The 23,276-nt window shown below is 38.1% G+C and carries 20 protein-coding genes; 13 read left to right on the top strand and 7 right to left on the bottom strand.

What is annotated here, in order from left to right; translation table 11 throughout:
- The first annotated feature begins 77 nt into the window (after positions 1–77).
- The 6 genes from FW778_RS02780 (at position 78) to FW778_RS02755 (ending at position 8,185) form a co-directional block, all read left to right on the top strand.
- Positions 78–1,043 carry a polyprenyl synthetase family protein gene (locus FW778_RS02780; RefSeq protein WP_150413069.1) on the top strand — a complete coding sequence of 322 codons (966 nt, stop codon included), beginning with the start codon at positions 78–80 and terminating at the stop codon, positions 1,041–1,043.
- A 132-nt stretch (positions 1,044–1,175) separates the two neighbouring features.
- Complete coding sequence (locus tag FW778_RS02775; protein ID WP_150413068.1) at positions 1,176–2,273, top strand: hypothetical protein; 1,098 nt, start codon at positions 1,176–1,178, stop codon at positions 2,271–2,273.
- A 156-nt stretch (positions 2,274–2,429) separates the two neighbouring features.
- Complete coding sequence (locus tag FW778_RS02770) at positions 2,430–4,337, top strand: beta-N-acetylhexosaminidase (protein WP_150413067.1); 1,908 nt, start codon at positions 2,430–2,432, stop codon at positions 4,335–4,337.
- 112 nt (positions 4,338–4,449) lie between these two features.
- A complete protein-coding gene (locus tag FW778_RS02765; protein WP_150413066.1) occupies positions 4,450–5,175 on the top strand; it encodes a 3-keto-disaccharide hydrolase in 726 nt (241 codons plus the stop codon).
- 164 nt (positions 5,176–5,339) lie between these two features.
- The gene (locus FW778_RS02760; protein WP_202552050.1) at positions 5,340–6,863 is read left to right on the top strand and encodes a Gfo/Idh/MocA family protein; all 1,524 of its coding nucleotides are present in this window, start codon (positions 5,340–5,342) and stop codon (positions 6,861–6,863) included.
- Positions 6,864–6,922: 59 nt separating this feature from the next.
- A complete protein-coding gene (locus tag FW778_RS02755) occupies positions 6,923–8,185 on the top strand; it encodes a sugar MFS transporter (protein ID WP_150413064.1) in 1,263 nt (420 codons plus the stop codon).
- A 50-nt stretch (positions 8,186–8,235) separates the two neighbouring features.
- Here the strand turns inward: FW778_RS02755 and FW778_RS02750 are convergent, their stop codons facing one another.
- Both FW778_RS02750 and FW778_RS02745 read right to left on the bottom strand, forming a co-directional pair.
- Complete coding sequence (locus tag FW778_RS02750; RefSeq protein ID WP_150413063.1) at positions 8,236–8,778, bottom strand: hypothetical protein; 543 nt, start codon at positions 8,776–8,778, stop codon at positions 8,236–8,238.
- Positions 8,779–8,849: 71 nt separating this feature from the next.
- Entirely contained in the window at positions 8,850–9,488 is a 639-nt protein-coding gene (locus tag FW778_RS02745; protein ID WP_150413062.1) for a class I SAM-dependent methyltransferase, read from the bottom strand.
- Between the two features lie 145 nt (positions 9,489–9,633).
- Between FW778_RS02745 and FW778_RS02740 the strand changes: the two genes are divergently transcribed.
- The 4 genes from FW778_RS02740 (at position 9,634) to FW778_RS02725 (ending at position 13,706) form a co-directional block, all read left to right on the top strand.
- The gene (locus tag FW778_RS02740; protein ID WP_150413061.1) at positions 9,634–10,947 is read left to right on the top strand and encodes a gluconate:H+ symporter; all 1,314 of its coding nucleotides are present in this window, start codon (positions 9,634–9,636) and stop codon (positions 10,945–10,947) included.
- A 17-nt stretch (positions 10,948–10,964) separates the two neighbouring features.
- Positions 10,965–11,435, top strand: a complete 471-nt coding sequence (locus tag FW778_RS02735; RefSeq protein ID WP_150413060.1) for a RidA family protein — start codon at positions 10,965–10,967, stop codon at positions 11,433–11,435.
- A gap of 2 nt (positions 11,436–11,437) precedes the next feature.
- Positions 11,438–12,571, top strand: coding sequence for a D-TA family PLP-dependent enzyme (locus tag FW778_RS02730; protein WP_235906009.1), 1,134 nt, complete (start codon positions 11,438–11,440; stop codon positions 12,569–12,571).
- A 61-nt stretch (positions 12,572–12,632) separates the two neighbouring features.
- Positions 12,633–13,706, top strand: coding sequence for a dipeptidase (locus FW778_RS02725; RefSeq protein ID WP_150413059.1), 1,074 nt, complete (start codon positions 12,633–12,635; stop codon positions 13,704–13,706).
- Positions 13,707–13,764: 58 nt separating this feature from the next.
- Here FW778_RS02725 and FW778_RS02720 read toward each other — a convergent pair whose 3' ends face one another.
- The 5 genes from FW778_RS02720 to FW778_RS02700 all read right to left on the bottom strand — a co-directional run bounded on the left by FW778_RS02720 (position 13,765) and on the right by FW778_RS02700 (position 20,555).
- A complete protein-coding gene (locus FW778_RS02720; RefSeq protein ID WP_150413058.1) occupies positions 13,765–15,609 on the bottom strand; it encodes a CocE/NonD family hydrolase in 1,845 nt (614 codons plus the stop codon).
- A gap of 107 nt (positions 15,610–15,716) precedes the next feature.
- Positions 15,717–16,019: a DoxX-like family protein gene (locus FW778_RS02715; RefSeq protein WP_235906008.1), complete on the bottom strand. Its 303-nt coding sequence runs from the start codon at positions 16,017–16,019 to the stop codon at positions 15,717–15,719.
- A gap of 146 nt (positions 16,020–16,165) precedes the next feature.
- The gene (locus FW778_RS02710) at positions 16,166–17,425 is read right to left on the bottom strand and encodes an MFS transporter (RefSeq protein ID WP_150413056.1); all 1,260 of its coding nucleotides are present in this window, start codon (positions 17,423–17,425) and stop codon (positions 16,166–16,168) included.
- Positions 17,426–17,762: 337 nt separating this feature from the next.
- A complete protein-coding gene (locus FW778_RS02705) occupies positions 17,763–19,115 on the bottom strand; it encodes a sensor histidine kinase (protein ID WP_150413055.1) in 1,353 nt (450 codons plus the stop codon).
- A 93-nt stretch (positions 19,116–19,208) separates the two neighbouring features.
- Positions 19,209–20,555 (bottom strand): sigma-54-dependent transcriptional regulator, encoded by a 1,347-nt coding sequence (locus FW778_RS02700; RefSeq protein ID WP_150413054.1) that lies wholly within the window; start codon positions 20,553–20,555, stop codon positions 19,209–19,211.
- Positions 20,556–20,964: 409 nt separating this feature from the next.
- Between FW778_RS02700 and FW778_RS02695 the strand changes: the two genes are divergently transcribed.
- From FW778_RS02695 to FW778_RS02685, 3 genes are all read left to right on the top strand, one after another.
- Positions 20,965–22,221, top strand: coding sequence for an efflux RND transporter periplasmic adaptor subunit (locus FW778_RS02695; RefSeq protein ID WP_150413053.1), 1,257 nt, complete (start codon positions 20,965–20,967; stop codon positions 22,219–22,221).
- A gap of 79 nt (positions 22,222–22,300) precedes the next feature.
- A complete protein-coding gene (locus FW778_RS02690) occupies positions 22,301–22,495 on the top strand; it encodes a hypothetical protein (RefSeq protein WP_150413052.1) in 195 nt (64 codons plus the stop codon).
- Positions 22,496–22,536: 41 nt separating this feature from the next.
- Positions 22,537–23,214 carry an ABC transporter ATP-binding protein gene (locus FW778_RS02685; RefSeq protein WP_150413051.1) on the top strand — a complete coding sequence of 226 codons (678 nt, stop codon included), beginning with the start codon at positions 22,537–22,539 and terminating at the stop codon, positions 23,212–23,214.
- Positions 23,215–23,276: the final 62 nt, after the last annotated feature.

Below are 23,276 nucleotides of genomic sequence, written 5' to 3'. Positions count from 1 at the left end.
AACTTTTTTGAAAACATCAGCTATACTTTTTTTGTTACAACAGCAATTCAACAATAAAACAATGTAACTCATCGCCCATGTATTCGTTTAAAGAACTTTCACAACTGTTTGAAGAAAAATTTAATATCCGCCATTTTCCCGAGTACCCGCATAACCTTTATAATGCATCGCAATACATACTAACGCTTGGCGGTAAACGCATAAGGCCCGTGATGTGCCTGATGGGTAATGAACTTTTTGATAACATAAATCCGGATGCATGGCATCTTGCCAATGCTATTGAACTGTTTCACAACTTTACACTCATACACGATGATATTATGGATAAAGCTCCGCTGAGGCGCGGTATGCAAACGGTTCACACTAAATATGGCGGCCCAACTGCGTTGCTTGCAGGAGATGTAATGCTGGTTGCGGCGTATGACTTTATTAATAAGATAAACAATGACCATATTCACCAGGTGCTTGAAATCTTCAATCACACAGCAATGCAGGTTTGTGAAGGCCAACAACTGGATATGGATTTTGAACAAAATGAAAATGTAAGTTTTGATGAATACGAAAAAATGATCCAGCTTAAAACATCTGTTCTGCTTGCAGCAAGTCTTCAGTTGGGTGCTGTACTTGGCGGGGCAGGCGTTGGTAACCAGCAACACTTGTATGGATTTGGGAAAAATCTCGGTATTGCCTTCCAGGTGCAGGACGATTACCTCGATGCTTTTGGCGATCCTGAAAAATTCGGTAAAAAGCATGGCGGTGATATTATCGCGAATAAAAAAACATTTCTCCTCATCCAGGCGATGCATGTGAGCTCCAAAGATCAATTGATAGAATTGCACCGGTTGATGCGAAACAATGATGATGATAAAATACAAAAAGTCATCAACATTTATAAATCATGTACCGTAGATGAATGGGCACAAGAACTGAAACAGAAATATATGGCTAAAGCATTTGAGCATCTTGAAGAAATTGCTGTTTTGTCGGCCCGTAAAAAACCGCTGGAACAACTGGCACATTATCTATTAGACCGCGAAGCATAATACGCCAATAATTCTTTTGCCTGGCGAGGTGCTCTAACGACAGATAACTTAAATTTTCAAAAATCCGTTTGACCGGGCAGCATTGCATTCCTAAAAAATAAAAGATAGATTTGTGGCTTAATACAAGATGTTATGCCTCACAGGTATGCTCTTTTTATGTTGGTTTATAGTATTATTTTTTTTACGGTAACACTTAATGCACAGGATAATGTTCACAGGAAGCCCGAACAAAAAGAAGATATTTCCTCCCACGCAAATCTTTTTAACGGGGATGAGATTCTTCATTTTAAGCTTGTTGGAAAATTAAACAAACTCTTCAGCGACAGAAGTGATAGTAATTCTTATCATCCCATACTGCTTCAATATTTTGAAGCAGACAGCAATCTTGTTTCAATTCAATTAAGGGTAAAAACAAGAGGGCATTTTCGGCGCATGAAGGGGAATTGTAAAATGCCGCCGCTGTTACTTGAATTTCCAAAAGAGCAAAATAAAAAGTCGATATTTAGGAAAGAGCATAAGCTTAAGTTAGTTGTTCCCTGCCAGGGCGATGATTATGTAATAAGAGAATGGCTCGTGTATAAAATATTTAATCTTATTTCGGAAAAAAGTTTTAGGGGCCGCCTCGTGCAGGTTGAGTTTGAAGATTCGCTGAAACAGCGAAAGCCTGAAACCCATTATTGCATTTTACTGGAAGATGAAAAGAAAGTTGCAGAAAGAAATGACTCTTATGTATGGAAACCAAAAATGTTCCCCATGCAAAGCACGAATAAGGAAGAATTTAAAAAGCTTGCGGTATTTGAATATATGATTGGAAATACCGACTGGTCTGTTCCGTACCTGCAAAACATAATTTTAATAGCACAGGATTCTGCGAAAGCGCCTGTCGCTATTCCCTATGATTTCGATCATGCAGGGATTGTTGATGCATCCTATGCCGGCGCCGCGCCTGAATTGGGAATTTCGTCTGTTCGTGACCGTTTGTATCGTGGCTATTGCGAGCCGGATAAAAAGAATTTTGCCGAGACGTTTAAATTATTTAACAGCCTGAAAAATGATATTTACGATTTATATAAAAATTGCCCCCTGCTTGGAAAAAAATATTTGAAGTTTGTTGATAGCTACCTTGATGATTTTTACAGAACGATAAACAATGACAGAATTATAGAAGCAGAATTTGGAAAACCCTGCAGGGAAGATATTCACGTGGAGTTAAGAGGATTAAAAAAATAAACAGCAGATTTCTTACCCAAATATAATTTTAATATTTTTTACTTCCCATAGTTAATCGTCATTTTATTCAGAACAACTTTTGTAAGTTTACCTAATTTAACCCACGATTATCTTTTCGGGTGAATTTTATTTCTGATTTCAAAAAACCAACTTTAAATGAAAAAAGTTTTAGCATTAGTATGCTTGTGTTCGTTTGCAATTATATCATTTGCGCAGGATAATAAAAATGAAATTGCGATTATACCACAACCTGTAAAAATTATCGCGAATACCGGCTATTTTACTTTACCAAAAAATGTAATTATTGAAGCTCCGGCGAATGTTGCGTTGAAAGAAACGATTTCATTTTTAAATGATCGTTTATCAATTCCAACGGGTATGCCTGTTACGGTTAAAAATACCATGTCACCGGCATCAACTATAAAATTATTATTAAATAAAAAAGCAGATGCGCAGATTGGTAAAGAAGGATATCATCTTTTAGTAACCACAAACAATATTACCATACAGGCCAATGAACCCGCAGGATTATTTTACGGTGTACAAACACTTGTTCAGTTGTTTCCTAAAGAAATAGAAAGCGCAACCAAAGCAGAAAATATCAAGTGGGAAGCACCTTGCGTTACCATTACTGATTATCCAAGATTTGGCTGGAGAGGGTTGATGTTTGATGTTGCCCGTCATTTCTTTACCAAAGAAGATGTGGAAAAATACATTGACCAGATGGTTCGCTATAAATATAATTTGCTTCATCTTCATCTCACTGACGATGAGGGCTGGCGCATAGAAATTAAAAGCTTACCAAAGCTAACAGAAGTAGGTGCCTGGAATGTAAAGAAAGTTGGATACTTCGGCACGTTCGCTGTGCCGAAGCCTGATGAACCGCGAAACTATGGTGGCTTTTACACACAGGATGATATTAAAGAAATTGTTCAATACGCCAAAGAAAGGTTTGTAAATATTTTGCCCGAGATAGATGTGCCCGGGCATAGCCTTGCAGCCATAGCGGCTTACCCTGAATTGTCATGCTCCGGTGGTGTAAAGAATATTGGTGTTTCTTCAGGAGAAAATATTAAAGACTGGAGTACGCATACGGCTTTGTATGATGACAATCTATGCCCGGCTAACGAGAACGTGTACACGTTTTTGGATAAAGTAATAACAGAAGTGGCGCAACTTTTTCCTTTTGAATACATACACATGGGTGGCGATGAAACTTTTAAAACTTTTTGGGAAAATAGCGATGCTATTAAGGAATTGATGAAAAGAGAAAAGCTGAAAAATATGCAGGAAGTTCAAAGTTATTTTGAAAAAAGAGTGGAAAAAATTGTGGAATCGAAGGGGAAAAAATTTATGGGCTGGGATGAAATACTCGAAGGTGGACTGGCTCCAAATGCTGTTGTTATGAGTTGGCGTGGAATGGAAGGCGGAGTACAGGCTGCAAAGATGGGACATGATGTAGTAATGAGCCCGACAACATTTGCATACCTGGATTACATGCAGGGAGATCCGGCAATTGAACCACATATATATGCTACCCTGCGATTAAAAAAAGCATATGAATTTGAGCCGGTGCCTGATAGCGTAAATCCGAAATTTATTAAAGGCGGACAGGCGAATCTTTGGACTGAACAGGTATATAACATGCGCCATGCAGAATACATGATGTGGCCGAGAGGATTTGCGATTGCTGAAGATCTTTGGTCACCAAAAGAAAATAAGAACTGGGATAATTTTGTAACCAGGGTTGAAAAACATTTTGCCCGATATGATGAGGCTCAAATAAAATACGCTCCGAGCATGTACGACCCTATCATCAATGCGAGCGAATCGCCGGATAAAAAAATAATTGTTAAATTAAGCACAGAAATAAAAGGGCTGGATATTTATTACACTTTTGATAATTCTTTCCCGGATAATTTTTATCCAAAATATACCGAACCTGTAATTGTTCCTGAAGATGCGGTGCAACTTAAGTTGATTACCTACAGAGATGGAAAGCCCATTGGGAGAATGATTACAGTGCCGGTTACAGAGTTGAAAGAAAAGGCCGGGACGAAGTAATAGTTGAAAGAGGAGTCATAACAGCTATAGGTAGTGTTCTATAAGCATCATTAGTGATTATTATTTTTATACTAAATGGTAAGTAATTACCTTCGAAATAAATAATTCAACGATGCTTGTAAAGATATCCTCCCTGTTACTCCTTATTAATTGCTGGTTTGCTAACGCTGCATCTAGTCAAATTCCCAACATTCTTACTCAAAAAGAAACGCAGCAAGGCTGGAGACTTCTCTTTAATGGAAAAGATTTGGTTGGGTGGCATTCGTTCCAGGAAAAAGTTGCGGGTAAGGCATGGCAGGTGCAGGATGGCGCTATTGTTCTTAATAAAAATAACAAAAGTGTTTACAAAGACTATGCAGACCTGGTAACAGATGATGAATTTGAAAACTTCGATTTGAAAGTTGAATGGAAAATGGAACCATGCTCCAACAGTGGGGTTATGTTTTATGTGAATGAATCTCCGCAGTTTAAAAACACTTATGAATCAGGGCCGGAAATGCAAATTGCAGATTTAGCCTGCAACGATGATGGCCGTATTTTGAAATGCAGGGCAGGAGATTTATACGATTTGATTTCTGCAGATACTGAATGGGTAAACAAAGGTGGCCGATGGAATCAATATGAAATAATATCAAAAGATGGGCATCTTACATTTTTTATGAATGGCCATAAAACAATCGATACTCAAATGTGGGACGATCATTGGCGTGATATGATCAAGAACAGCAAGTTTGTTGAATGGCCTGGCTTTGGCAGTTTTAAGAAGGGGCATATTTCTTTCCAGGGAACAGAGAATGGAAAGCTATGGTATCGTAATATCAAGATCAGGAAATTATAAGATATCATAGTAGTTAAATCTAATTATGGGAATTACACGAATTTTTAATTCATGTAACTCTTTAAATATAATTCGTGTACGCTATAACGTTATAATATTTGCTTTTAATCCGTGTAATTCGTGTAGTTCGTGTCAAAAAATTCGTGTAATTAAAAAATAAAATTATGGAAGACAATAAAGAAACAACGCCAAAAAAATTAATAAGCCGTGGCGAGTTTATAAAAAACACTGCATTAACTGCTGCAGCATTTTCCATAGTACCACGGCATGTGTTGGGAGGAAAAGGATTTGTTGCACCAAGTGATAAATTATACATAGCCGCTGTAGGCTGTGGTGGTGAAGCAGAAAATGATATTCATCATTATGCGACTGCACCTAAAAAAAATGCGGTGATAGCTTTTTTGTGTGATGTGGATGATCGTATGGCAGCACCACGCCGGAAAGAATTTCCCAATGCAAAGTTTTATTATGACTGGAGAGAAATGTTTGAAAAAGAAAGTAAACATTTTGATGCAGTATCGGTTGCCATCCCCGATCATAACCATGCAATTGTAGGTTTAAGTGCCATGCAATTAAAGAAACATTTGTATTTGCAAAAACCATTAACGCATGATATTTATGAAGCCCGAATATTAACTCAGGCCGCAGAAAAATATAAGGTGGTTACGCAAATGGGCGACCAGGGCGCATCCTGCGATGGTATGAGAACGATGAGAGAATGGTTTGAAGCAGGATTAATTGGTGATATTACAAGTGTTTATAACTGGACTAACCGTCCCGTGTGGCCGCAGGGAATTCCCTGGCCTAAAGATCGCCCGCCGGTTCCAAAAGAATTAAAATGGGATTTATGGTTGGGCACCGCGGAAAAAACAGATTACATAGATAACCTTGTTCCTTTCAATTGGCGTGGATGGTGGAGGTTTGGTACAGGTGCATTAGGTGATATGGCTTGTCATATAATTGGCCCTGCATTTAAATTATTGGAGTTGGGTTATCCAACAGAAGTAACGTGCAGTGCCAGCACTATTTATTCAGGCATCTTCCGGGAAAGTGATTATCCGGAAAGTATTCCGGTATCAAGCAAGCTTCGCTATAAATTTATTTTAAAAGATGGGCGTGAATTAAAATTGTATTGGATGGATGGAGGAATGATTCCCGATCGTCCTGATGAACTGGATCCTGATGTAAATGAAAATGAAGCACTGGCTGATGTTCCCGAAGAAAATGATTTTGAAGGCGGTTCATTATTTATAGGAACAAAAGGAAAGGTTTCCTGCGGATGGGGTGGAAGTCATCCGCGTTTACTTCCGCTTTCATTGAATAAAGATGTAAATGTTCCTCAAAAATATCCACGCATAGAAGGTGGAATGGACGGCCATTGGTGGCAGTGGATTGATGCATGTATTGCAGGTTATGGAAATATGGAAGTTGATTCTCCTTTTGTCGGGTATGCGGGACCGTTAACTGAGACGGTGCTCATGGGTAATTTATTGTTACGCAGTTTCAACATCCGCAACAAAGTAAAAAGACATGATCCTGTTTACGGAGATGTAGAAGATATAACTACGCCCGGCCGTTATATTACTTATAAATGGGATGGAGAAAATATGCGGATAACTAATTTCGAAGCCGCCAATCAATTTGTAAAAAGAGAATACCGGCAGGGCTGGGGCGAATTAAAATTATAGAAGTGTTGGCCATCTCCCTTGGGAGAGGGGTTGGGGTGAGGCTTTTATAAATATTTATTATGAAACGTAACTACTACATTGTAAGCCTCATCATGCTTACATTTTTTGTAATCTCTTTCCTTACAAACATCATCGGCCCTTTAATGCCCGATATTATTAAAGGATTTCATTTGAGCCTTACGTTGGTAGCATTGTTGCCATTTGCTTTTTTTATTGCTTACGGAGTTGTTTCCATTCCCACAGGAATGCTGGTAGAAAAATATAAAGAGAAGAAGATCATGATAACAGGATTTATTGTGGCTTTCTTTGGTGCACTCTTATTGGCATTAGTTCCAAATTATTTAACAGCAGTAATCTCTCTCTTTCTAATTGGTTCCGGAATGGCCATGTTGCAGGTTGTAATCAATCCCTTATTGAGGACGTCCGGTGGCGAAGAACATTACTCATTTAATTCGGTGATGGCTCAATTAATTTTTGGCATCGCTTCTTTCATTAGCCCGAACGTATATTCTTATTTTGTTTTGCATCTTAATAATAGTGAAAATGCACAAGGTAGTTTTCTAAGTATATTCAGTTCGTTTGTTCCTGCCGATCTTCCGTGGATATCGCTCTATTGGGTGTTTACAGTTATATGCCTGCTGATGATTCTTATTATTTTGTTTTCAAAATTTCCAAAGGTTGAATTGAATACAGATGAGAAAGCAGGTGCATTGCAAACGCATATTATGTTATTTAAGAAGCCCGTTGTTATCCTTTTCTTTATCGGGATATTTTGTTATGTAGGCACAGAACAGGGCGTGGCAAACTGGATATCTCAATTCTTATACACTTATCATGGTTACAACCCACAAACGACAGGAGCCAATGCTGTTGCTTATTTCTGGGGATTGATGACTGCAGGTGGCGTTATTGGATTGTTGCTTTTAAAAATTATGGATCAGCGAAAAGTATTGATCAGTTTTACATTGCTCGCTTTGGTAAGTTTAACCCTGGCACTTTACGGATCAGCTAAAATTTCGCTTATAGCTTTCCCGTTAGTTGGCTTTTTTGCTTCGGTAATGTATCCCGGTATTTTTTCATTGGCATTAAATTCAGTTAAAGAACATCACGGCTCGTTTGCAGGAATACTTGTTACCGGTATCATCGGCGGCGCTGTAATTCCTTTAATCATTGGCTGGCTGGGCGATCATTTCGGGCTTAGAGCCGGTATGCTTTTCATTTATTTAACCATGGGATATATTCTTAGCATTGGTTTTTGGGCACGCCCTCTTATAACTAATAAAACGATTGATCTTTTTAAAAGAGAAAAAAATATTAGTTGAATGCCTGCGATATTGGCCTTCTCCCTAGGAGAGGAGTTGAGGTGAGGCTCTTAATCCTGCCCCGGCTTATCCCCCACAAACCAATGTTCTTTATTTTTAAACAACACATTAAATGTGGTGAATGAACCATAGATGCGTGTAATGTATTGTTGAAGATTTACCTTTTCCTCGTCACTAAGATTCTTATTACTGTTTATATTTTGTTCGAGCACCCGAAGCCGGTCTCTCGCCATAACTATTTTATGAAAAAATATTTCAATCGGGATTTCTTTTGGCTTCAATGAAGTGTCTTTCGGTTGTAGCAACATGATGCCGCCAATCCACCTGTCGCCCAACTTAACTATCTCACTAACGTCGCCCCACAAACGTAATATTTTTAATAATGATTTTTCGATATCAGAATTGGTTTCTATTTCTTCACTTACATTTTCCGGTTGAATATCATCCAGCTTATTATCTGTTTTATCTACTTCAATAATTCCATGATGTATAAAAGAGACAAGATAAGTAGCATACCGGATGCCGACAATTACTCCGGGCCCATGAATAGTGTGCTGCAGCCTCGTTCCAATTCCCAGAAGTGTCTGATCCATCTTATAATATTTAGTACAAAGAAATAAAAGTTTTATTGCAGCAGAAAATGAAACTAAAAATACAAGCCTTTTTAGATGCCTGTAGCTTTTTGTTGTAACAGGATAGAAAGTATCCTTGGAATTTCACTGGTATCATTTTCGTCGAAATATTCCAGTATATCAACCGGCATTAATTGATACTTTTTTGCAGTTTGAATAAATTCAGAAATATGATGATTAAAACATTCTACTACCTGTTGTCCGTCTTCGGTATCGAATCTTGCTTTCGTTCCTGCATATTGTTTAAATGGATGCAACTCGCCGATATAAACATATCCCCCCGGTATTAATTTCTTCGAGACTTCGTTAAAAACAGGATCAAGATTTTGAATATGCTCAAGCACGAGACTGAAACTTACCAGGTCATATAATTGATTAGTAAACGTCCATTCATTTTTTATATCTGTTTGTATAAAGTCAACATGGTCTGATTTAATTTTTTCTTTAGCTTTTGCAAGCATCTCTTCGGAAAGATCGACAGCCATTACATGTTTAGCTTTTTCCATAAGCCAGGTTGTGTTCTTCCCGGTTCCGCAACCAACTTCTAAAACCGAATCGAATGAAATGCCTGATAACATTTCACGAAATGCAATTGCCTCGAGATCTCTCGTTTTATTGTGGTTGGTATCATAATGTGAAGCCCAGTTGTTATATGCCTGCTGAATGTTCATTAAGTTTTATTTTGAATTATACATTTAAAACGATCTGAATTGGTGCAAATAAAATAAATTCAGCAATAATTTTTTAAAAAATTAATACTAAAAAATAGTTGGATAGATTATTAAGGTTTATAAATACATTTATTGAAAATTGCCAATGACTTTCCTGATTATTTTTTTGTGCATTGCCGGTCTTGTTTTGATGATCACCTGGGGCAAGATCAATCCATTTCTTGCATTTCTTATAGTATCAATTGCTGCGGGCCTTTTATTGGGAATTCCGTTCAACAAGGTTATTGCTTCTGTTCAATTTGGAATTGGTGATACTTTGGGCTCGCTGGTAATTATAATTGCATTAGGTGCTATGCTTGGCAAGTTAGTGGCTGATAGCGGTGCAGCGCAAAAAATAGCATCCGTAATGATGAAAGCATTTGGTGTTAAATACATTCAATGGGCTTTGGTTGTTACGGGTTTCATTATTGGCATCCCGTTATTTTATGGAGTTGGTTTTGTATTGATGATACCACTTATATTTTCAGTTGTATATCAATATAAATTGCCGGCTGTTTACATAGGCCTCCCTATGCTGGCAGCGTTATCTGTTACATTTGGTTTTCTGCCCCCACATCCGTCACCTACGGCTTTGGTTGTTCAGTTTCATGCGAATATGGGATTAACGTTAATCTATGGACTCATCATTGCCATACCTGCTATTATTATTGCAGGGCCTTTGTTTTCACGAACTTTAAAGAATATTCATTCTGTGCCTTTGGAAACTTTTCATGGAACAAGTCTTCCGGAAGATCGCTTACCCGGAACAGTGAGTAGCTTTTTATCGGCTCTCTTGCCCGTCGTTCTTTTAATGATCGCGACGCTTGTTGCCAATTTTGTTTCACCCGCTACTTCATTTGGTAAGGTGGTTTCATTTTTAGCTGAACCCGCCGTTGTTATGCTAATATCATTATCGGTTGCTACTTACACACTCGGTATTAAACAAGGTAGCAGCATTAAAAGTGTTATGTCAACTTATGCAGAATCAGTAAAGGATATTGCTATGATTTTGTTGATCATTGGAAGTTCCGGAGCGTTAAAGCAGGTTCTTACGGATAGCGGCATCAGCCAGGAAATTGCCGCTCAGTTAAATCACGTGAATATTCACCCGTTGATTCTTGCGTGGCTTATTGCAGCGATTATCAGAATTTGTGTAGGATCTGCTACAGTGGCCGGTTTAACTACGGCGGGTATTTTAGCACCATTGATTTTACAAGGCCATGTTAATCCAAATTTAATGGTACTTTCAATAGGTGCCGGAAGCCTTGCATTTTCTCATGTAAATGATTCCGGTTTCTGGATGTTCAAAGAATATTTCAACGTCAGTATAAAAGACACCATTCGTTCGTGGACGATGATGGAAACGATTATTTCGCTTGTCGGCTTAGCCGGTGTATTAATTTTAAACATTTTTGTATAATTAAAAAACAATTAAGTATGAATACTGAAAGCCCTTCAGAGAATTTCAAGCAAACTGGTTTCACGCTGCCACCCGCTCCAAGCCCAATGGGTGTTTATAAGCCGTTTCTTATCGATGGGAAGCATCTTTATATTTCCGGACACGGCCCTGTTCAAAACGGTGGAACATTAATTACCGGAAGGGTAGGCGTTGATATTAACATGGAACAGGGAAAGATGGCCGCACAACAGGTTGGCTTAACGATTCTCTCAACAATAGTTACTAATCTTGGCAGCCTCGATACAATAAAACGTGTGATAAAAGTTCTGGGAATGGTAAACTGCACCCCGGATTTTGAAAAACATCCTTATGTTATTAATGGCTGCAGCGAATTATTTGAAAAAGTATGGGGCAAAGAAAATGGGGTAGGAGTGCGGAGTGCTGTAGGCATGGGATCTTTACCAGGAAATATCCCCGTAGAGATTGAAGCTTTATTCGAATTATATTAATTATGAAAATGACTAACGATAAAACAGGGAATAGCTGGTATTTGATTAATGACATAGATACAATTGACTCTCCTGCTTTGGTTATTTACCAGGATAGGGTACTTGAAAATATCAGCACTTTGCTTTCAATGATTGATGATGTTAGGAGATTGCGCCCGCATGTAAAAACGCACAAATCAAAAGAAGCAACAGCTTTGTTGATGAGAGCAGGCATAACTAAATTCAAGTGTGCTACCATTGCTGAAGCGGAAATGCTTGCATTAAGTTTAGCGCTTGATGTGTTGTTGGCGTACCAACCCGCAGGTCCCAAGTTAATGCGATTTATAGAAATTATTAAGCGATACCCATCGACAAAATTTTCATGTCTTGTTGATAATATTATTTCTGCAAAAAATATTGGAGCTGAAGCCAAAGCGAATAATATAGTGATACCAGTTTTTATTGATTTGAACATCGGCATGAACCGTACCGGAATTACTCCTGGTGATGAAGCAATTGAGCTTTATAAAGCTTGTAATAATATTCCCGGAATAAAAATGATCGGCTTACACGCGTATGATGGCCACATCCGTAACCCGGATATTCAACAACGTACCATTGAATGTGACGAAGCATTTGAGCCGGTTTTGCAAATGCAAAATACTTTGCTCGGCGATGGATTTCCTGAACCAATAATAGTTGCAGGCGGCTCACCTACCTTTCCTATTCATGCTAAAAGAAAAAAAATTGAATGCAGCCCTGGAACGTTTATTTATTGGGATAAAGGCTACCTGCTTACCTGTAAAGAGCAGGCTTTTATTCCGGCAGCTTTAGTAATCAGCAGAATTATTTCCTTGCCTTCTGATACAAAACTTTGCCTTGACCTGGGCCATAAATCAATTGCATCAGAGAATGCTTTAGACAATCGTGTTTATTTTTTAAATGCACCGGAATTAAAATTCATCGGCCAGAGTGAAGAGCATTTGATTGTGGAAGCACCGAAAGACCATTCTTATAAAATTGGGGATGTATTATATGGGTTCCCTTACCATATTTGCCCAACTGTTGCTTTATACGAACGGGCACCAGTAATTCAAAATAATATAGTAAGTGGTGAATGGAAAATGATTTCAAGAGACAGGAAGATTAATCTCTAATTAGTAATAAAAAAACTGAAACGTGGCAGGGAATAATTTATAAATTTTCAATTGACGAAGCATGTTTATAATTGATGCACATCTCGATCTTAGCATGAATGCGATGGAATGGAACCGTGATTTGAGAAAGCCTGTTAATGAAATTAATGAAAGAGAAAAAGGACTAACGGACAAGCCTGATCGCGGGAATGCAACTGTTTCTTTTCCTGAATTGAGAAGGGGAAATATTGGGTTAGTTGTGGCAACACAAATCGCACGTTATGTAGCTCCTTCAAATCCTTTACCGGGTTGGAATTCGCCCGAACAGGCCTGGGCGCAAACGCAAGCCCAGCTTGCATGGTATAAAGCGATGGAAGAAGATGGCGAAATTATTCAAATCAACAATTTACCATCTCTTGAAAATCAACTTGCTTTATGGAATGACGGAAATAGTAATCAGGAAAAACCGATTGGATATATTTTAAGCCTGGAAGGTGCAGATTCATTAGTTACTATTGAGCATGTTGAACGTGCATGGAGTTATGGTTTGCGTGCCATAGGTCCTGCGCATTATGGTGAAGGCCGTTATGCCAATGGAACAGATGCGACAGGACTAATGAAAGCGAATGGAATTGCATTGCTTAAAGAAATGGAAAGGTTGAATATTATCCTGGATGCAACGCATTTATGTGATGATGTTTTCTGGCAGGTGCTGGCTAATTTTAACGGCCCTGTTTGGGCGAGCCATAATAATGTAAGAGCGATCGTAAATCACAACCGGCAATTTAGCGATGAACAAATAAAAGCGTTGATTGAAAGAGGCGCCGTTATTGGCGGAGCGTTAGATGCATGGATGATGGTACCAAATTGGCAAAGAGGCATATCCTCACCAAAAGAAATGAATTGCCATCTTGAAAAAATTATTGATCATTTCGATCATATTTGCCAGTTGGCGGGAAATGCATTGCACATTGGAATCGGTACTGATCTCGATGGCGCTTTCGGCCGTGAACAATGCGCTTATGACCTGGAAACAATTTCCGATCTTCAAAAGTTGCCATCTCTATTTTACAAGCGGGGTTATTCCAAAGTAGATGTTGAAAATATTATGCATGGTAACTGGTTAAGATTTTTAAGAAAGGCATGGGCTGATTAATTTAAAAATGCCCCGGCCATAAAATTTAAATTCATTATTTTGCTTTATTAAAAAATAATCAATTCTTCATTACCGGCAACTCAATATAAGTAGGATATTTTTCTGTAAAATAAATCGTATGGGTTGCTTTAGTGAAATCACTTTCTTTTGCTTCGAAAATATTCGGTATAAATTTTTGAGGGTTCCGGTCTATCAATGGAAACCAGGTGCTTTGTATTTGTATCATGATGCGATGCCCTTTTAAAAAAACATGATTGATGTCATGCAAATCAATTACAAACTCTTCCGGTTTGTTTGGGACAATCGGTTCCGGCTTTGAAAAACTTTTTCTGAATCTCCCCCTGAATACTTCCATTGCCACAGGCAATTGGTAATCGCTCATCAAAAAATTTTCTTGATCAAAATCAGGATATACATCAATCAGCTTTACAATCCAGTCTGCATCTGTACCTGTGGTGCTTGCAAAAAGATGTGCTGTTATTTTCCCTGTGACAGTCAAATTTTCTGTAAGAGAATCTAACGTAAAACTTATAACATCGGGCCTCGTATAAACGAAGTGCTGATCTTCTACCTGCCACGGTTTCCAGCGGCTTCCTTTCCCATAAGTTGCCTCGATGGGTAAAGTTCGGTAAGGTACAGGATGTGCCGGATCGCTGATAAAACTTACTTGTCCCCTCGCACTAACGGGAGCCGTAAACGAAGCTTTATTGTTTGCCGAGGCATACACTTTTTTAATAATTGCTTCTTTGGGTGGCCATGTATTGTATGTTTTCCATTTATTGGTGCCGGTTTGAAAACAATATGCTTCGTCAAATTTACCGTCGCCAATTCCTTTCAGGTAATAATCAAACCATTTCTTTTGCAACTCACGAAACCAAACTCCGGTATTACTTTCAAAAGATATTTTACCCAGGCTATCGCCTTTGCCACGGCCCCACTGTCCATGATTCCACGGTCCTAAAACAATATGATTGCGATTGAAAGTGTCTTTCTTTTCCATCTGGCCATACATCAGTTGCGGCCCGTTAATATCTTCCTGGTCGAAGTAGCCGCCTACATGCAATTGTGGTATTTGCGGATATTTTATATAACTGAGTGGGGAATTCTTTTGCCAGAACGAATCGTAATCAGGATGCTTAACAAAATTGTTCCAGGTAGGAATGGTATTATGAAAATATTTTTCGTTTACACTTTTCAGTGAGCCAAGCTTTAAATACCAGTCGAACAAATCAAATTGAGGAAAAGGAAAATCACTGTCAGTTGTTTTATCATGTTCCACTTCATAAGTATATTCCATTCCATAGCTTAAACGAAAAGCGCCGTTATGATGAAAATCATCGCCTAAAAAAAGATCGCCCATACAAGCCTGTTCTGAAGCGACTTTCAAGGCCGGGTGCGGATCAACAGAACCAACCAGCGCCAGCCAGCCCGGATATGAAATGCCATATATGCCAGCCTTGCCATTATTGTTTGGAACATTTTTCAGGAGCCAGTCAATGGCGTCGTATGTGTCGGTGCTTTCATCAATACTTCCTTTTTGGGTAGCATGAATCAATGGCTGGTGTATCTGCATTGTCCCTTCGCTTTTATATTTTCCACGAATATCCTGGAATATAAAAATGTAACCTTCTGCCGCCAGAGGAGCCAAATAAGATTCTTTGGGAATAGAAATAATTGAATCATCCGGAATAGGAACATTGGCGCCGTAAGGTGTGCGCTGAATTAAAAAAGGTGATGGTTCTTTTGCCGCAACAGGAGCGATGATAACGGTAAAAAGTTTTATCCCGTCACGCATGGGAATCATAACACTGGTTTTTTTATAAAGAAGCGAGCTGTCTTTTTGTGCATTAACGAAAGAAAAAAAACAGGTTATAGTTATAAATGAAAGGAAAAGTTTTTTCATGAAGGAATTATTATATAATGAAATTAAAATTAAGAAAGTTGGAGAAGATTTTTGTGACCAAGTATTTATGCCCTAATAACTTTAGAATGTTCGGTTATTGGGATTTATTAAAATAACTGATTAAGAATAAAGCATGTTGCAACAAGAGCGTTTATATGTCCAAATAAAAGAAGATCCGGAGCAAGTATAAATTCAATTGTATTCATAGTTGCGATGATAACAATTTGCGTTAATGTACAAAGCCCGGAATTTATTTTACTTACAATCCATATCGCCATTAATATTTCGAGTATCCCAATTGTTTTTGTGGCGATCCATGAATATTCATGGCCGAGTATCCGTGCAACAATCAATTGGTGACGGGGAACAAGGTTTAATACTTTACAGAATAGTCCATTGATAAGCCACACCAACGAGATCGCTATTGTTGGAATAGTTTTGATAAGATTTCTAATTGTATAAAGATTTTTGTTATCGTTTATATGTGGATATAAACTAATTTATAAAAATTCTCTTTAGAATAGTTAGAATAGCCTGTTTTTATACAGACGAATCATCACGCTATTGCTTCTGAAGCGCCCTTTGCAGCCGCTTTATCATCATGATGTTTTTTATAAAAATTCTTCCTGCTGAAATAAATAATTGTAAAAACTACTAATAAAATAGCCGGCATTATAGCCACTTTCAAAAACGTATTAGAACCGGCAATCGCATCCGCTGCTGCTGCATTGGCGCCGGAACTGATGGCATTGGCGTGGAAGTTATCATACCAGTGTCCCATAATGGGAACGATGAGAGACGTAGAAAACATACCAGCCCCGCCCATTATTGAAAGACCGAGTGCTCCGGTATCCGGAAGATATTCTGATACAAATCCCAGCATAGTAGGCCAGAAAAAACAAACTCCAACTGCAAAAACAAATGCTGCTGCAAAAGCCGCCGGACCGCTTACTATGCTTAATAATATCAGCCCGATGCCTGCAAACAATGAAGAGAATATCAACATGCCGTTTGGATTAAGCCGGTGAACAACAGGGCCTGCAAATGAACGTCCTAATGCCATTAGCCCATTTATAAAAACAAGAATTAATATACCCGAAACATTAGCTCCCTGCAACAACGCAACAATCCATGTGTTGGTGCCTAACTCTGTTGCGCCGGTCATCAGCATACAAATAACCATTATAATAAATAACGGCTTTATGCATGCAGAAAACATTTGCTTAGTGCTTACGCCACTCGTTACTCTTTCAGTTTGCGGAAATTTTAATTTCAAAAACAGGTAGCCGTAAATAATTGCGGGAATGAAGAGAGACGCAATTAAAATACGCCAGTCCAAATGCATTTTTTCAATCATTACATAAGAAAGCAAACCGCCTATAACTATACCTCCGGGGAACCAAACATGGAAGCGGTTAAGCATTGTGGTTTTATTTTCAGGGAATAATGTAACCGTTAAAGGATTACATGCGGCCTCCACCATGCCGTTACCAACGCCAATACATACGGTGCCAATAAACAGCATAGTAGCATCTTTGGCAATAAGATACATAACGATGCCGGCTACATGCCCCATAAACGCAAATCCCAATAAACGTTTCATGCCAATAATATCACAAAGAGGGCCGCCAAAGATCATGGCAAGCGTGAAGCCCCAGAATGCAGGGCTAAATATCCAGCCGAGTTGTTCTTTCGATAAAACGAACTGGGTGCTCCATACACCTTCAAGGGATGCCCTGAAGGCAAAGGTCATGGCGGTTACAATAAGCGCAATGCGACTGGCAAGAAAAAGCTGTTTACGGTTAATTGTATTCATATAGCAGTTTGTTTTTTATAAGAAAATGGTTATGAGAAGTTGTTGTAAGCAATATTAATTCCGGATGGATCATTGTTTCAGGCATCGTTATAAAAACTGAAAATAATAATTTTTATAATCGCATGTAAACATTTCTTCAATTATTTTTTTAAAGTGGTTATTCGCGACCCGTATGAAAGCTGATGAAAGGAGTAAGCGCGTGTTTAGGTGCGGTGATGAAATTAAGCTTCTTTATCTCCTCGAAAAATAATTAAGGTGTTTGCAACTCAGTTCGTTTTTCGCCGTACAGCATTGGTATATAACGGTTAATATTAGACGAATTTTTTAACCTAATTGTTTAAAACTGCAAACTAAACACTGTGCCCTCGGCCAGCCTTGACTGAACAGTAATGTTTCCTTTATGGAGCATCATAATCTGTTTGCATAAACTCAGCCCGATGCCGCTTCCGTTTTTCTTGGTACTAAAAAAAGGAATAAATATTTTATCCATAATTTCTTCGCTCATCCCTGAGCCGTTATCTGCCACTTTAACTATAATTTTTCGATTAGGCAAAAGTGACGCAGATAAAATAATTTGCGGCTCGGGATTATCTTTCACGGCTTCAATTGCATTTACAATTAGGTTAATAAGTACCTGCTCTACAAGGCTTGTATCGGCCTGCAGCAAAAGATCTGTATCTTTTAAAACAATGTCGAGTTCTATATTTTTTTGTACGAGCGTAGGTTCCATTAACTGGTGCAATCCCTCGAACAAATCCCTTACATAAATGGCTTTTAAATTGGGCGTTGTAATTTTATTCAGGTTTCTGTAGGTCTCCGCAAATTTTAATAATCCTTCACTACGCCTTTTAATAGTTTCAATGCCTAACTCAAGATCGTGCACCGCCGAAGATTTATTAGTCATATGCGATACCGATTTTTCCAGCCTGTTTTTTAAAGTGTCTGCAAGGGAAGAAATAGGCGCCACCGAATTCATGATTTCATGGGTCATCACGCTCAGTAATTTTTGCCATGCTTTCGATTCTGTCTCGTCCAACGCTTCGTTGATATTTTGGAATGCAATGAGCTTGAATTTTTTTCCTTCAGTTTGAAAAGCGGTTGCAGATAATAATACTTTGAAAGAACCTTTTTCAAGATGCGCTTTGGTAATTTTTCCGTCACCTGGCTTTAATGCGATAATGTCTTCGTAAAGTTCATGATCTCTTTTTGCAAGTGAATGAATTGTTTTTAAATAAGGGACCTGCAACATTTTTTTTAAAGATTCATTCATCCAGAGCACTTCACCATTTTCGCCTTCATAAGACAGGATACCGGTATCAACTAATTCTAATATTTTTTGCAGGTATTGATATTGGGTTTCTTTCTCCTTACTGATAACCTTAAACGTAGAATTAATTTGATTGAATCCTTCACGAAGTGGCTGTAACTCAGCAGGAGCATGCTTTACATCAAAATAGCGTGAGAAGTCACGGTAATGGATAGACTCAACAAACTGTTGCAATTCATCCTGTGCCTTTCGTTGAAAGCGATATAATTCCACCAATTGATAAGATATTACGGGAACAAGTAAAACAAGGTACACGTACAACTGGTTCACGAATAGAAACGCGAACGCAGTAATGGTTACAAATAATAAAAATATTCTTATAAATATCCGCCAGCCTGTATTTTGCACAAATGAGTTAGACATTCTTCTTACGCGATTATTAAACCTGTTATTAAATATTGATTATTAGTTCCGGTCTTCGACAGGCTCAGACCGACAACAACTATTTTCCATATCTTAAATATCATATTTGCTCAGCCTCCTGTATAATGCTGTTCTTGTAAGGCCAAGTTCTTTGGCGGCCCTGCTGATGTTGCCGTTATGTTTTTCTATTACTTTTAAAATGGTATTTTTTTCGAGTGTGCTTAAGTTAAGTTCAAGAGGCTCCGGGTCTTTTGGTAACGAAGATTCAATGGGTGAAAATATTAAATCGTTCGCCGTTAATTCTTCCCCTTCCGACATTATCACTGCTCTTTCCATTGTGTATTGCAGCTCGCGCACATTGCCGGGAAAAAGATAGTGCCGCATTTTTTCCGACGCTTTTGCATCAAACACCGGCTCGGGCTTTAAATATTTATTTGCATAAAGGCTGGCAAAATGTTTGGCCAATAAAATAATATCATCTCCTCTTTTACGCAACGGCGGTATTTCAATTTCTACTGTATTGATGCGGTAAATAAGGTCTTTCCTGAAACGATTTTCATTGGCAAGTTCTGCAATAGGGAGGTTGGTGGCACATATCAGCCGAATATCTATATTAATCGGATCATTACTTCCGAGCCTTGTAACCTGGCGGTTTTGCAAAACACTTAATAATTTTACCTGTTGCTGTAATGAAATATTTCCAATTTCATCAAGAAATAAAGTGCCCCCGTTTGCTGCTTCAAACCGTCCGGCCCTGTCCTCACTGGCACCCGTAAACGAGCCCTTTTTATGTCCAAACAATTCACTTTCAAAAATGGATTCAGTTAAGGCGCCGAGATCAACTTTTACAAAAGGTTTATCGGCTCGAAGCGAATGTTGATGAATAGCCCTGGCGATAAGGTCTTTACCGGTACCATTTTCACCAAGAATTAAAATGTTTGCATCGGTAGGCGCAATTTTTTCTATCTTAAAAAAAATATCATTCATAACCTCCGATTCACCAATCATTTCTTTACCAATTACCGGTACAGCCGCATTTGCGGAAGTTTTGCCTTTAGCTTTTAAAGTGGCTTTTATTGTTTCAATAAGCTTTTCGTTGTGCCATGGCTTTACAACAAAATCTGCAGCACCTTCTTTTAATGATCGTACTGCAAGGTTAATATCCCCATAAGCTGTGATCATAATTACCGCAGCTTCCGAGCCGGACTCTTTTATTTTTTTTAACCAAAACAGCCCTTCATTACCCGTATTGATAGAACTGGTAAAATTCATATCCAGTAAAATAAGATCGAACGATTGTTTGGATAATAACCAGCGGAGGTTTTCGGGATTTTTTTCTGTGACTACTTCCTTTACCTCCGTTTTTAATAACAATCTTACGGCGGTTAACACGTCTGTATCATCATCAATAATTAAAATGGTTGCGTTCCTTAGTAACATAGTATAAATATAATTTGTGTTTTATCTTAAATTAAAATTTCTTTTAATAAGATTTGGTAAATGAATTTTTAAATTTTGCTAAAGAATTTCATAATTCCATTAATCTTATGTTTTACAGTTGATGGAACTTGCTGCAATTATACCATAAATACAAAAGCATGGCAATTAATTTTTTAGATAAAATAAGGTAAAATGAGTGTATCAAAACCGTACACCTGCTGTATCAGTAAAGAACATTTAAATGTTAGCCGGGAAATGTAACCTATTGAATATCAAAAACGTTAAACAATGGCACTGTGTTGATAGTATATGCCACGAAAGTAACAGATGAATTTTCTCATTTAATCCCGAAGGCCACCAGGTAAAACCGGTGACCTTATTCTTTAACAATAAAAATTAAATATAAACAGTGGACAGAGTAATTGAAAAAAAGTATTGGTCTCGAAAAAGAATTCTCACAATAGCAGGTATCGTTGCTCTAGTAGCTTTAATTGGCGGCAGTTATTATTATACATCCGGTGGCAGCAAATTGAATGTAGACACTGAAAGAATTACCGTAAGTGAAATTACAAAGGGACCGTTCCAGGAATTTATTCCGGTGAATGGTATTGTTTTGCCACTTACGACCATTTATCTTGATGCAGTGGAAGGTGGTCGTGTTGAAGAAAAATATGTGGATGACGGTGCCATGATGAGAAAAGGCCAACCGATTTTAAGATTATCTAACACCGATTTACAATTAGGCCTGGTAACACAACAAACCAATGTTTATAATTTGCTGACGCAAATGCAGATCTCTAAAAACGCTGCGCAACAAAATACCGTTAGCAAGCTTAACCAAATGACCGACGTAGAAAGCCAGTTTAAGGAAGCGGAACGGATTTATAAATTAGATAAACACCTGTACGATCAAAAAGCAATCGGTTCGCAGGAATATCAGCAGGCTGTAAATAATTACAACTATTTGCTTCAAAAGAAAAACTTAACCAATAAAATACTGCAACAGGATTCAGCCTCCAACCAACAACAGGTAACCCAGGCAAGACAGTTGTTTGAAGGATCGCAAAACGCTTTAAATGTAATGCGGCAAAAAGTGGGTGATCTTATAGTGAGGGCGCCAATTGACGGGCAATTAACTTCTCTTGACGCTGAAATTGGCCAATCAAAAAATAAAGGAGAACGCCTTGGACAAATTGATGTAATGAGTGGCTTTAAGGTAAGAGTAGATATTGATCAGCATTATATATCACGAATTTTTACAGGGCTTATGGGCGACTTTGATTTTGCCGATAAAACCTATAAACTCGTTATCAAAAAAATATATACGCAGGTAAACACAAACGGGAGCTTCCAGGTAGATATGGAATTTGTGGGCGCTGTTCCTAAAGGAATCCGCCGCGGACAAACGCTGCAAATTCGGTTGGCCTTGAGTGACGAAACCCAGGCTGTGTTACTGCCAAAAGGAGGTTTCTATCAACAAACAGGTGGCAACTGGATTTTTAAAGTTAACGCTGATGGAAAATCTGCTTACAAGGTAGATATCCAGCTTGGCCGCCAAAATCCTGATTATTATGAAGTTTTACAAGGATTGAAACCAGGCGACAAAGTGGTAACAAGCAGCTATGAAAATTATGGAAATATGCAGGAGCTCGTGTTGAAGAAGTAGAAAAAAAATCCACGCTACTATAATAAAAATCAGGGTCAACTAAATAATGAATACAGCTATCACTTTAAAACTTACTATTATGAAAAAAATATTTTTATACCGCTTCATTGCAATTGTAGGTATGTGTCTTCCATCCCTATTAATTAAAAGTGAAAATGTAGCTTGCAAATTAAGCTGTACTTCTTTTTCAACCAGTAAATTACAGGTTGAAGAAGTTACCAGTAAAACAATTATCCCCATCTACAACAATGCAGGGTTCTTTATAAAAATCTGAGAAATAAATAAAACTAAAAGACTCAAATAAAAATTAAAACAATGATTAAAATTTCTGACCTCGAAAAAATTTACCGCACGGAAGAAGTGGAAACCGTTGCCTTAAATAAACTTTCTTTTAATGTGAAAGAAGGCGAATTTGTTGCAGTGATGGGGCCCTCAGGTTGCGGCAAATCTACATTGCTTAATATTCTTGGATTATTAGACGATCCTGATGATGGCAGTTTCTTATTTAATGGTATTGAGGTTGCTCATTTTAATGAAAGAAAGAGAGCTGACTTACGCAAAAGAAACATTGGCTTCGTTTTCCAAAGTTTTAATCTTATTGATGAACTTACTGTTTTTGAAAATGTTGAATTGCCCTTAATTTATCTCGGCGTAAAAGGAGATGAAAGAAAACAACGCGTGGAAAAAGTGCTGGATAAAATGCAGATCATGCATCGCCGTAATCACTATCCGCAACAATTGAGCGGTGGTCAACAGCAACGCGTAGCTGTAGCGAGGGCCGTAGTTAATAACCCAAAATTAATCCTGGCAGATGAGCCTACCGGAAACCTTGATTCATCAAACGGTAATGAAGTAATGCAATTACTAACGGAGCTAAACGAACAAGGAACAACCATCATTATGGTAACACATAGTGAGCATGATGCACGCTACAGTCACCGCATTATTCGTATGCTTGACGGGCAAACAGTTACTGAAAATATTTTGGTATAACGCCTGGGAATGCTAAGTAAAATGTTGAATGTTGAATTGTAATGGAGTAGTTCATTTAAATT

This window comes from Ginsengibacter hankyongi (assembly GCF_008710285.1).
GTDB lineage: Bacteria > Bacteroidota > Bacteroidia > Chitinophagales > Chitinophagaceae > Ginsengibacter > Ginsengibacter hankyongi.
This window is presented reverse-complemented; position numbering and strand designations above follow the sequence as displayed.